7 protein-coding genes are annotated in these 12,024 nt (G+C 59.5%); 4 read left to right on the top strand and 3 right to left on the bottom strand.

Features of this window, described 5'->3' with window-relative positions; genetic code table 11:
* Positions 1-12 precede the first annotated feature (12 nt).
* The 3 genes from C8C98_RS19490 (at position 13) to C8C98_RS19480 (ending at position 2,814) form a co-directional block, all read left to right on the top strand.
* Positions 13-951 carry a LysR family transcriptional regulator gene (locus C8C98_RS19490; protein ID WP_121455620.1) on the top strand — a complete coding sequence of 313 codons (939 nt, stop codon included), beginning with the start codon at positions 13-15 and terminating at the stop codon, positions 949-951.
* 119 nt (positions 952-1,070) lie between these two features.
* Positions 1,071-2,357, top strand: coding sequence for a M20/M25/M40 family metallo-hydrolase (locus C8C98_RS19485; RefSeq protein WP_121456403.1), 1,287 nt, complete (start codon positions 1,071-1,073; stop codon positions 2,355-2,357).
* A gap of 274 nt (positions 2,358-2,631) precedes the next feature.
* Positions 2,632-2,814, top strand: coding sequence for a hypothetical protein (locus tag C8C98_RS19480; protein ID WP_121455619.1), 183 nt, complete (start codon positions 2,632-2,634; stop codon positions 2,812-2,814).
* A 153-nt stretch (positions 2,815-2,967) separates the two neighbouring features.
* Here C8C98_RS19480 and C8C98_RS22165 read toward each other — a convergent pair whose 3' ends face one another.
* The 3 genes from C8C98_RS22165 to C8C98_RS19470 all read right to left on the bottom strand — a co-directional run bounded on the left by C8C98_RS22165 (position 2,968) and on the right by C8C98_RS19470 (position 9,239).
* Positions 2,968-3,090: a hypothetical protein gene (locus C8C98_RS22165; protein ID WP_255423184.1), complete on the bottom strand. Its 123-nt coding sequence runs from the start codon at positions 3,088-3,090 to the stop codon at positions 2,968-2,970.
* 53 nt (positions 3,091-3,143) lie between these two features.
* Positions 3,144-4,160, bottom strand: a complete 1,017-nt coding sequence (locus C8C98_RS19475) for a diguanylate cyclase (protein WP_121455618.1) — start codon at positions 4,158-4,160, stop codon at positions 3,144-3,146.
* Between the two features lie 96 nt (positions 4,161-4,256).
* Positions 4,257-9,239: a PAS domain S-box protein gene (locus tag C8C98_RS19470; RefSeq protein ID WP_121455617.1), complete on the bottom strand. Its 4,983-nt coding sequence runs from the start codon at positions 9,237-9,239 to the stop codon at positions 4,257-4,259.
* 203 nt (positions 9,240-9,442) lie between these two features.
* Between C8C98_RS19470 and C8C98_RS21680 the strand changes: the two genes are divergently transcribed.
* The gene (locus C8C98_RS21680) at positions 9,443-11,959 is read left to right on the top strand and encodes an EAL domain-containing protein (RefSeq protein WP_158600188.1); all 2,517 of its coding nucleotides are present in this window, start codon (positions 9,443-9,445) and stop codon (positions 11,957-11,959) included.
* The last annotated feature ends 65 nt before the right edge of the window (positions 11,960-12,024 follow it).

Raw genomic sequence — 12,024 nt, 5'->3', positions numbered from 1 at the left:
TGAAAATTAATAATGAACCAGTCGATTCTGGAAGTGCGCCATCTGCGCACGCTGGTGGCCCTGCGCGACAGCGGCAGCCTGGTGCGGGCCGCGCAGCTGCTCAGCCTCACGCAGTCGGCGCTGTCGCACCAGATCAAGCTGCTGGAAGACCGCTACGGCCAGCCGCTGTTTGAGCGCAAATCCGTGCCGCCGCAGTTCACCGCCGTGGGCGAGCGCCTGCTGGCCCTGGCCGATGCCGTGCTGCCGCAGGTGGAAGGGGCAGAGCGCGACATCGCCCGCCTGGTGCTGGGGCAGGGCGGGCAGATGCGCATTGCGGTGGAATGCCACACCTGCTTTGACTGGCTCATGCCCGCGATGGATGCCTTTCGCACCCGTTGGCCCGAGGTGGAGCTGGACATCGTCAGCGGCTTTCACGCCGACCCGGTGGGCCTGCTGCACCAGGGCCGGGCCGATGTGGCCATCGTTTCCGAAGTGGACGCCGACGAGGCGGGCGTGGACTACCACGCGCTGTTTGGCTTTGAGATCCGTGCACTGCTGGCCAACACGCACCCGCTGGTGGCCAAGCCGCATCTGGCGGCGCAGGACTTTGCCGACCAGACCATCATCACCTACCCGGTGCCCGACGAAATGCTGGACCTGATCCGCCAGGTGCTGGAGCCCGCTGGCGTGCGCCCCCCGCGCCGCACCACCGAGCTGACGGTGGCCATGCTGCAGCTGGTGGCCAGCGGGCGCGGCGTGGCAGCGCTGCCGCTGTGGGCGGTGCAAAGCTACCTGGACCGGGGGTATGTGACGGCGCGGCCCATTGCGGTAGGGCCTGGCGACAAAGGCCTGCGCGGCGAGCTGCACGCCGCCTGCCTGCCCAGCCTGTCGGCCAAACCCTACCTGCAGGACTTTGTGCAGGTGACGCGCGAGACGAGTTTTGTGACGCTCAAGGGTGTGGAATTGCTGTGACGGTGCCCTGGGTTTGGCATGGATGTTGCAAAACGATTGGTGTTTGAAATTTGCATTTCATGCACCCCATAATGGCCATTCACACCACCCCGGCTTCTTCCTTTTTGCACGAGTCCCCCATGCCACACCCGTCCACTGCCCCTTCTGTGATTCGCCCCCTCATGGCCGCCTTGGCCATGGCCTTTGCCTTGGCTGCCCAGGCTGCGCCTGTGGCCGATGTGCATGCCCTGGCCCAGCAAGAGCAGCAGCCGCTGCTCGATACCCTGCGCGATCTGGTGCACATCGAGTCTGGCAGCAAGGACATTGAGGGGCTCAACGAGATTGCACAGCGCATTGCCGGCCAGCTCAAGCAACTGGGCGGTGCGGTGGACGTGCTACAGACCAGCGACATCTACCGCCTGGACGACACACCCGAGAAGGTGGGGCCTGCCGTGCAAGCCGTGTTCAAGGGTACGGGCACCAAGAAGATCATGCTGATCGCACACATGGACACGGTGTACCTCAAAGGCATGCTCAAGGCCCAGCCGTTTCGCATTGATGGCAACAGGGCCTACGGCCTGGGCATTTCTGACGACAAGCAGGGCATTGCCCTGATCTTGCACACCATCGCTGTGCTGCAAAAGCTCAACTTCAAGGACTACGGCACGCTCACGGTGTTGATCAATGGCGATGAAGAGATCAGCTCGCCAGGCTGGCGCAGCACCATCACCCGCATGGCGGCCGAGCAGGATGTGGTGTTCTCGTTTGAAGGCGGCGGCACCGACGGCACGCTGCGCCTGGCCACCAGTGGCATTGGAGCGGCCTACCTCACGGTGCAGGGCAAGGCATCGCACGCCGGGGCCAAGCCCGAAGACGGCGTGAACGCGCTGTATGAGCTGTCGCACCAGTTGCTGCAGATGAAGGATTTGTCAAAAACCGATGAAGGCCTCAAGCTGAACTGGACGGTGTCCAAGGCGGGCACCAACCGCAACGTGATCCCGGCCGAAGCCACAGCCCAGGCCGATGCGCGCGCACTGCGCGTGGCCGATTTCGACGGGCTGGAGAAAAGCCTGCAAGAGAAGGTCCAGAGTAAGCTGCTGCCCGCATCCAAGGTGGACGTGAAGTTTGAAGTGCGCCGCCCGCCGCTGGAGGCCAACGACGCATCGCGCCGCGTGGCGGGCTATGGCAAGGTGATCTACCAAGAGCTGGGCATGCCGCTGAACGTGGTGGAAAAAGCCACCGGCGGCGGTACCGACGCAGCGTTTGCCGCGCTCAAAACCAAGGGTGCGGTGGTGGAGGGCATGGGCCTGTCGGGCTATGGCGCGCACTCTAACGACGCCGAGTACGTACAGATCAACACCATCGTGCCCCGCCTGTACCTGGCTGCGCGCATGGTGATGGACATCTCGCGCGGCGTGCTGAAGTGATGGGGCCTGGTGGCTGAAGCGGAGGCGCATGCCCGCCATGCCCACCGGCTGCTCCACCGGTCAACCCCACCGGCCTGCCCGCGTGGGGTTTTTTGTTGCCTGCCAGGGCGGCGCTGGGCGCGGCGACTCGCTTTGGGCGGCACGCTGATGCTGTCTTTTGCTATTAATTCAATAGCTGTCTGCGCTTGTATTTAAAGCGCTACAGCCTGTTTTTCTGCAAATCCAAAATCTGTCCCTTCACAAAAAGGCGCCAACGCTGCGCCGGGAGGGATGCATGAGTTACACTTTGCAGTTGTGGAGTAAACCCGCCGACTGGCCCGAAGAACCCGATCTGCAGGTGCCCTTCGCCGTGCGTGCCCGCCGGGGGGGCGCCACCGCCTGGGCCGCGCGCGGCAACACCCATGCCCTCTATGTGGGCGGCTGCATCGCCAGTTTGGACAGGCACCGCCGCCCGTGATTTGGTTGGGATTGCGGATGTCATAGATCGCCGCAACTTGGCGGCTTGATAGCTTTTCAAGGCCCTGGTGGGGCATTGCCTGCAGCTCGAACTGCGCACTGTACGTGCTGCGCTTTGGCCGCAACCCGTCTATGCCGTGGAGTTGGTAGCGGCTCACCCGGCGCGTATCTTCTCCTCAGTCGTAGACCATTGGCGCGCCAGCAGTTTCGATCCGCTGTCTCCAGCCAAAAAGCCCGTGACCACTTTGAGCTTGAACTCTATTTGGTGCTTCTTCATGAAACCCCTTGAAGCTTGGCCCACTTATGGGGGAAGTTCAAACACCGGGTGATTCACTGTGGGTGCTTTCGTCTGATCGCGGAATCACTGCCTCCTTGCCAACGCAAAAGCGATACCCGCGCACGACCTGCTTGTTTTGCTGCATACAGAGCTTGGTCAGCAGTGCTCAGTAACGCTGTTGCGCACACGGTTGGAACGGGTGTGGTGAGGGGATCATCGTGGCCGTCGCGTGGCATATCCCAGGGCAGTGATTCTTGATCGCAGCAACTAATGCCCACTGACACGGTGAGAAACCCCGTCTCGGATGCAACGTGTGGGATTTTGAGGTGAGCCACGTTTTGCATCAGAGCTTTAGAAACTGTCATCGCACCTGATCCATCCGTACCTGGCAGTACAGCTGCAAATTCCTCTCCTCCGTAGCGAGCTACCAAGTCGGTAGGACGATTGGTGGATGCCAGCATGGCTTGTGCTACGGCCTTTAAGGCTTCATCTCCCGCAGCATGTCCATAGGTGTCATTGAAGCGTTTGAAATGATCCACGTCCAGCATGATCACTGACAAGGGCGCGCGGTTGCGCTGAGCGCGCTTGCATTCTTGGAGCAATAACTCATCCAGCGTGCGCCGATTGGCGACACCCGTCAGTGCGTCGGTGGATGAGAGCTGGCGCAGTCGGTCCAGGGCACGTTTCAGCCGCACTTGTGTTCTCACGCGTGCTGCAACAATGGCCGGATGGAATGGTTTGGCGATGAAATCAGCAGCGCCTTTGGCCAGGCCCTCTTCTTCCATTTCCTGGCTGCTGTGGCTGGTGATGAAGATGACAGGCACATCCTCCAACAGGGGCTGTGCGCGCATGGCCCCCAAGACCTCGAAGCCCGACATGCCCGGCATGTGGGCGTCCAGCAACATCACGTCGGGCGGTTCTTGTTCGGCCAATCTCAGCGCATCGGTACCGTTGAGTGCATAACGGACACTCCCGATGCCTGCAAGTGCCTTGGCCAGAACCTGGATCACCGTGATGTCGTCGTCCACGATCAGAAGATTGGCGCGGTCTGAATCAAGTGATTTGCGCATGTATGGCGGGCTCTCGTTGAAAACAATGTCGTCAAAAAATCTTATGCCGCGACGCCACCGATACCGTCTGGGGGCAGTGGAGCGTATGGCAATTTCTCACGCTCTCTTTGGTAAGCGAGCAGAGATTGTTCGTAGTGCAGAAGCAAAATCGAGCATGTGAATAGCTTCGAGGAGTACAGCTAGATTCTCTTCGCCCAGTAACGCCGACAAGTCCGAGGCCAAGGCGTCGACCTCTCCCATGGCCGCCAGGTCTTGCCTCTCAAGCAGTTGCACGAAAGCGTAGATTTTCTCCAAACCAGCCTCGTCCATGTTTGGCGCCTGAACGGCAGGGCTGATAGTAGGCACCGAGGGACGCGCCATGGCAGCATTTTTGGCGAACGCATCGCGGGTCTCAGAAGATGCCGCTGCCAAGGTGAGCAAAGCGCTATTGAGCGATGCGATCGAACTTGCGACTGATTCGTCAAGCAATGTGCGCTCCAGCGGCTGGTGGTCCAGGTCTCGCAATTGCGCCTCCAGCGTGGACGCGATGGCGTGCAATGCATTGGCACCCAGCATGCCCGAGGACCCGCGCAGCTTATGAACGCGCGCTATGAAAACCGCGCGCTCTTCAGGCGTGTGGCCTGCGGGCAGCTCGAAATCGGCCTTGCCATAGTCGCTCACAAAGCGTTGGAGCAAATCGACAAAAAGGTCTGCATCGCCCTGCAGCAGCTTCATGGATACCGCGGCGTCTATGCCCTCGATGTCGGGCCAGTGTGGCGCCGATGTCGATTTGGTGGCGATGCCCCCAACGGCAACCGCAACCGGTGCTCCGCGTCTCTTGCTGACATGCATATGCAATGTGCGCACCAAAAGTGCTGGGTCAAGCGGCTTGGTCAGGAAGGCATTCATGCCTGCCGCCTCTGCGCGTCGCCTTTCTTCAGACAGCGCGCCCGCCGTGAGCGCAATGATGGGAAGATCCGTCAGGCCCAGTTCGCGGCGCGCTATAGACGTGGCCTCGTAGCCGTCCATGATCGGCATTTGTACATCCATCAGGACGGCGTCATATGCGAAGGTCTGGGACGACAGTGCACCCCTGAGTGCTTCCACCGCCTCGCGACCGTTGGTTCGGAGCTCCACAGTGGCACCCTCTTTTTCGAGAAGCCTGCGCGCAACCTCCAGGTTGATGTCGCTGTCGTCCACCAGCAGAATGCGCAGGCCTTGAAGCCAATGGCCGCGCATGGAGTCCAGTCGTGTGGTGGCAATGACGTGATCATGGTTGCCGGTGTACTCTGCAACAGACGCGTTGACGGCATTGAACAGGGTGGACGGGTTGATCGGCTTGGTCAGAATGCGGTTGACTATCCCGGCTTGGTCATGGCTTGCCACTTGATCTCGTTCGTGGGCGGACACAATCAGGGTGGCGGGAAGCGCCGAGGCCCCCAGCCGCTCTGCCAACATGTTCAGCGTCTGAATTCCATCCAGCCCTGGCATTTTCCAATCAAGCACCAACGCGTCGGGCAGTGCCTGGTGCGCGTCGGCCAGTTCCTGCATGCGGTGCACCAGCTCGGTACCTGAAGGAACCGCTGTCGTATGCCAGCCAAATGCTTCGCACATTTTGGACAGACCCTCAAGATCGATCTCATTGTCATCGGCTATGAACACGGTCAGTCTGTCCTGCTTGGATGCCAATGGCGGCACTAATCCGCCTTCTTCTGGAGCCGAGAACGGCAACTGGACCCAGAACCTGCTGCCTTTGCCCAGAGCACTTTCTACGCCGACATCGCCGCCCATCAACTGAGCCATGCGTTTAACGATGGACAGTCCCAACCCAGTGCCGCCAAATCTGCGGGTGGTCGAGGCATCAGCCTGGGCGAAAGGCATAAACAGATTTTTCAGCGCCGCCTCGGAAATGCCTTCACCGGTGTCTATGACCGAGAACTTCAACCAAGCGCGCTGATCCGCTGGGGCGCTGCTGTGCACGCGCTCGACTTCAAGCCGCACAGAACCCTGTTGGGTGAACTTGATCGCGTTGCTTACCAAGTTGGAGAGCACTTGGCGTAGCCGTGTCGGATCGCCTTGCAGTGCCGACGGAAGACCATCCAAGCCGCGCGCCTCCAGCGCAACGCCCTTCCCTTGAGCCTGCGGTGAGTAAAGCTGCACAAGCTCGTTGACCAGTTCGGGCAGATGAAAGGCCACAGATTCCGTGGTCATCTCTCCTGCTTCAATCTTGGAGATGTCCAGTACATCGTTGATGATTCCCAACAATGAACGGCCCGCGATCTGAAGCTTCTTCAGGAGCTGGCGCTGGTCATCGTCGAGCGATGTGTCTGCCAGCAAATGAGCCACTCCGAGCACCGCGTTCATGGGCGTTCGGATTTCATGGCTCATGTTGGCCAAGAACATGCTTTTGGCTGTGCTGGCGGTTTCTGCGGCCGCCTTGGCATGGCGCAGGGCCCGATCCTGACGGTGACGTTCCGTCATGTCGTGTGCAATACCGAGGTACCCCAGAATGTTGCCGCGCGCGTCTTTGATCGTGTTGACTGAGAGCAGAACGCGCAGTTGAACCCCATCCTTGCGCACGTAGGTCCATTCCCGGGCTTCAAAGCCCAGCCGCTCGGCCTCGTGCACAAAGACCTGAAATCCCTGCACGGGATACCCATAGCGCTGCGAGAGTTCTTCGCCGTAGGCCTCGACTTCCTCTCGCAGATGCAAGGGGGCCGGTGAACTGACCCCCACAAGCTCTTGGGCCGTGTAGCCCAACATTTTTTCCGCCCCGGTGTTAAAGAGCGTGACGGTCCCATTCACATCCGTGGCAATGATGGATTGCTGAGTGGCGGCGCCCAGCACCCCGCCCAGCATGGCGACAGCCTGTTGCAGTTGATTTTCGGCCTCTTTTGCCGCAGTGATGTCCTGGTGCGTTCCGTACATCCACTCAGGCTCGCCGGCAGGGGTGCGTGTGAAGGTCCTCCCACGCGACTGGACCCACACCCAATGTCCTTGTTTGTGGCGCATCCGAATGACGCTTTGGTATTGCGGCTGCATGCCCTTGAAATGCTGGTCGAGAAGCGCTTGCGCTTGCGGTAAGTCATCGGGGTGGGCGTGGGTCGTCCAGGTATCGTTTGTGGTGGGGCGAAGCTCTTCCAGGGTGTAGCCGATGATGTCCGCCCAGCGCTCATTGATGATGATCTCGCCGGTCTGGATGTTCCATTCCCATGTGCCAACGTTGGTGCCGTCAATGATGTGTGCGAGCCGCTCGCGCTCCTGTGCGATGGCGTAGCGACTCTCCACCACTTCGGAGACATCATGGACGATCACATAGAAGCCGCGCACTTCGCCATCAACGATGTCGGGCAAGTAGTTGGCTAGCGAATGGCGCTTGCCTTTTCCGTCGGGACGGGGGATGGACCTTTCAAACTGCTGTCTCTCGCCGCGCAGCGCGCCCTCAATGTAGAGGCGATTGATCTCGAAAAGGTCCTTGCCCACGACGTCCACCATGGACTTACCCAAGAGGCTGCGCGCATCGATACCAAACCAGTCGGTATAGGCCCGGTTGGCAACGCGATTTCGCAGATTCTTGTCCCAATAGCCGATCATTGACGGCACAGCATCCAGCACGGTCTGCAGATCATGGCGAGCCGTCTCCAGTTCTGCGGTGCGGCTTTCCACCTGCTTTTCCAGGCTGGCGGCCAGGTCGGTCATCGCTCTTTCTGCCCGCAGACGGTCTTGAATATCGCGCATGAACCGCGCAATTCCGATGATCTCGCCGTGTTCTCCGCGTATGGCACTGGCCGTGACGGAAACTGGCGCCAAGGTACCGTTCTTGGTCAAGAGCGCTGTGTCCGCTGGGTGCATATCTTCGCGCGATAGTACTTGCTGCACCAGTTGCTCTTCCTTGGATTTTTCTGTCTCCGGTGTCATGTTCCCAATCATGGGCTGGCCTATGGCTTCGCTCTTGGCGTAGCCAAAAAGCCGCTCTGCGGCTGGGTTCCAAATGATGACTTTTCCATCCCTGGATTCGCCCACAATGGCGTCTGCAGAGTTCTCCACAATGGTCGCCAGTTGGGCCTGCTGCAACAGGTTCTTCCGTTTGCGCTCCACACCGACCCGCAGCGCCCCAATCAGAAGCGAAATAAGAAGGCTGGCGGCCGCACCGACGGCGAGGACCGCAAGCCAAGGAAACTGGCCGAGACTGCCGACAAACCCTGGCCGAGCGGTTAAGCCAATGCGCCACAAACGGCCGTAGATTTCGCGCTCCAGCGTTTGGTGCAAGGCGAATTCGCTCTTGTCGGGTTGGCGCAGGCTGTCGAAAACGGTCTCAGGTTTGGATGGATTGGAGACATCCGTGATGGACAGGTCGTACTGCAAGTGCGCCATGTCGAAGTCGGCCAGAACTTCGCTTAAAGCCAATGGCGCGTAGGTCCAGCCGAAAGCCAAGGATTCACGCTGATCAATTTCTGTAGGGGTTGCGCCGCTGCGGTACACCGGCAGCAGAAATAGCACGGAGCGTTGTGGGTCTACCGTTGCCTGAACAAGGGTGATGGGGCCCGTGATCGTGGCCTTGCCGGTTTGCATGGCAGAGATTGCAGCTTGGCGGCGATTCGCCTCCGACCCTATGTCCAGACCTTGAGCTGCGCGATTGCGCGCCGAAGGCTCGAGGTACTCGATGACAAAGCGCTCTTCACTGTGCTCATTCAGTGTCTTGATGGAAAAGTCTGAGAGTCCGTCCGCTCGTCTGGCTTGCAGGTAGGCGTCTGTTTGCGGTCTGGGTACCTTTCGAATGAAGCCGAACCCCCTCGCGCCTGGGAACTCTTCCGCGAAATTTCGCGTTTCGCTGTACTGGTGGAACAAGCGCTGATTGATACCTCTCTCGCCAGCGGTCACCACAACGGCTCTGGCTCCTCGCAGGCCGTATTCATACAGTCGCATACGCAGCTGCAGGCGCTCGACAACATCCTCGGATAGCGCTTCAAACCTTGATTGGGCGGCTCGGGTGTTCGAACCTTTCTGGTAATACGCAACCAGCGCACTTGCCGCAAACCCGATGAGCAGGCTGGCAGCCATCCATGCCAGGGGGGACGATGACAATTTTTTCACGCGCATGGGTGGTCGTTCTCCGCATTGTGTTTACCGCTTGGCGTCGCATCGCGCATCGCGCATCGCGGGGGCAGTCGACGCTGATCTTTCCACTCCTCATCCTCCATCGCCGCCCATTGCGCATTTATCGTGCCGCGGTTTTCAGACGCTTGATGCACACTAAGAGGCAGAAACTGAAAGCTCGGCCTTATCTGAAAGGGCGTCCCAACATGTCCATTGAAGAACTGGTATCACGCATCCATTATGGCGAGCAGGCGGAGCATATTCTCATTGTGGACGACGATGTGGTCTGTGTGCGCACGCTGCATGCGGTAGTCAAAGACCTCGGAACCATCGCGTTCACAACCCAGGCGGTCGAAGTCATGCGTTTGGCGAAACAACTGAGGCCCCGCGTGGTGCTTTTGGATATTTCGATGCCTGAGCGGGACGGCTATCAGCTGTGCAAAGATTTGAAGAGCTGCCCAGAAACCCAGGACGCCGCCATCATTTTCATTACCAGCAACGATGATGTGGATCACGAGCTGAAGGCCTTTGAAGTGGGCGCGTCAGACTTCCTTCCCAAGCCGTTCAACGCCCAGTTGGTAAGAGCGAGGGTGCAAGTGCAACTCGCCCTGCGCCGTGAGCAGCAGAGACTCCTGAACACACAGCGTGACTTGGCCGATGTCATCAGAAATGTGCCGGGGCACATCTCGTTTTGGGATAGCGACCTCAGATGCCAGCTTTGTAGCGATCAGGATGGCCGCTGGTTCGGTGTTCCCCCGGGCGGCTTGGCGGGAGCACCCATTCGGACCGTGCTCGCAGAAGAAGTGGCTGATAGTGTGCAGACCCTGCTTGGCAGCCTGCTGCAGCAGGCAGGGCGGGACCCATCACCGGCTGAAGCCAGTGCCGCACTGATTTACCGCGCAACCGACGGCAGTAAACGACATGTTCACGCTTCGGCTGCGCTGCGGCTGGATGCAAAAAATGCCTGGGGCGCGTTGCTCCTGCTCACCGATGTCACAGCGGTCACTGCGGCAGAGGCTGCGCTCGACGAGGAGCGTGAGCGCGCACGGGTCATTCTGAGCTCTATTGGCGACAGCGTGATTGCCACCGATGCCCGGGGCCTCATCACGTATGTGAATCCCGTCGCCGAGACGATGACGGAATGGGAGATGGCAGACGCCTTGGGTCAGCCCATCGAGAGCATCATGCCTTTGCGCAGCCATGGCGAGGAAGTCCCCCTCCAGAATCCGATACGCATTGCGCTGGTGCAGCAAAGAAAGGTCGGCATGGCGCTGGATACCCTGTTAGTCACCCGCAGTGGCCACAGGGTTCCAGTCGAAGATTCCGCCTCCCCCATCCGAGACGTGGAGGGCAACATCGCGGGTGCTGTGATCGTCTTTCACGATGTGAGTGAAACACGCGCGATGGCCATCAAAATGACCCATTTGGCGCAGCACGACCAGCTGACTGACCTGCCCAACCGTCTGCTGCTGGCAGACCGGATATCCCAGGCGATGCGCTCGGCAGTTGCCGCACATGGCTCGTTGGCCTTGATGATTCTGGATTTGGACCATTTCAAGTTCATCAACGATTCACAAGGGCACCACATCGGCGACATGATCCTGCGCATCGTGGCCGAGAGGCTGACCGAGGCTTTTAAGAGCAACGCCACCATCAGCAGGCAAGGCGGGGACGAGTTCATGATCCTGTTGCCAGAAATCGCGTCCCCGGAGCAGGCGCGCATTGCCGCCCAGACTGCGATCGACCTCGTATCTACAACCATGACGGTCGAAGGTGCCGATTTTCACATCGGCTGCAGTGTGGGCATCAGCGTCTATCCAGACGACGCGTTGACTCGAGAGGACCTCATGCGACACGCTGACTCTGCGCTGTACCGCGCCAAGTCTGACGGACGCAACCGCCTGAGTTTTCACTCAGCGTCGATAGAGCACATGCTTGTTCAACGCAGCCGAACGGGAAAGACGCTTCGCGCAGCCCTTGACAGCGGCAGGGTGGAGGTTCACTACCAGCCCCAGACAGATCTGGCCACGCAAACGGTCGATACCGTTGAAGCGCTTGTCCGCCTGCGCGACGAAGCAGGCCAGTTGATTGCCCCGTCTGAGTTCATTGCATATGCCGAGGAAACAGGACTCATCATTCCTTTGAGCCGCGCAGTGCTTGCGGATGCCTGCAAGCAGATCACCGAAATGCAAGCGTTGGGCTACAGGCTTCACGTAGCCATCAACGTGTCCATCGTCCAGTTTGCCCAGGCTGACTTTGTGGATTCGCTTTGCGAACAATGCAAAACACATGGCGTTTCACCGAGTTGCATCGAGATCGAGATCACTGAAGGCCTGCTGATGCGCGACGCAGACAATTTACGCGGTGTTCTCGATCAACTCAGGCGACATGGGTTCAGAGTAGCGCTGGATGATTTTGGGACGGGCTACTCGAGCTTGGCGTACCTCAGTCAGCTTCCCATTGACGTACTCAAAATCGACAAGTCGTTCATCTCACAGCTTGCAACATCGCGTCAGAGCGTTTCTATCGCGACAGCCATCATCCAGTTGGGCAAGAGCTTAAACATGGGGCTGGTTGCAGAAGGCGTTGAATCCCAGGAGCAGTCGGACCTGCTGGTAACGATGGGTTGCAACACGATGCAGGGGTATTTCTATAGCAAACCCATGCCCGGACATGCGTTGGCTGCATGGCTGCATGGCTGGGTGGGCGAAACGGCGCCTTGATCAAGCACGAGGCGGTTCAGCGCAGTGGCAATGTGGTGGGGGCAACGCGTGCTGGCCCTGTGCAG

Source organism: Acidovorax sp. 106 (assembly GCF_003663825.1).
Taxonomy (GTDB): Bacteria; Pseudomonadota; Gammaproteobacteria; order Burkholderiales; family Burkholderiaceae_C; genus Acidovorax.
Note: the sequence above shows the minus strand (reverse complement) of the source record. Positions and strands in the feature narration are given on the sequence as shown.

Bases quoted from the DNA above. Each gene is read 5' to 3' on its own strand.
- C8C98_RS19490 (WP_121455620.1), top strand. From the start codon at position 13: ATGAACCAGTCGATTCTGGAAGTGCGCCATCTGCGCACGCTGGTGGCC.
- C8C98_RS19485 (WP_121456403.1), top strand. From the start codon at position 1,071: ATGCCACACCCGTCCACTGCCCCTTCTGTGATTCGCCCCCTCATGGCC.
- C8C98_RS19480 (WP_121455619.1), top strand. From the start codon at position 2,632: ATGAGTTACACTTTGCAGTTGTGGAGTAAACCCGCCGACTGGCCCGAA.
- C8C98_RS22165 (WP_255423184.1), bottom strand. From the start codon at position 3,090: ATGAAGAAGCACCAAATAGAGTTCAAGCTCAAAGTGGTCACGGGCTTT.
- C8C98_RS19475 (WP_121455618.1), bottom strand. From the start codon at position 4,160: ATGCGCAAATCACTTGATTCAGACCGCGCCAATCTTCTGATCGTGGAC.
- C8C98_RS19470 (WP_121455617.1), bottom strand. From the start codon at position 9,239: ATGCGCGTGAAAAAATTGTCATCGTCCCCCCTGGCATGGATGGCTGCC.
- C8C98_RS21680 (WP_158600188.1), top strand. From the start codon at position 9,443: ATGTCCATTGAAGAACTGGTATCACGCATCCATTATGGCGAGCAGGCG.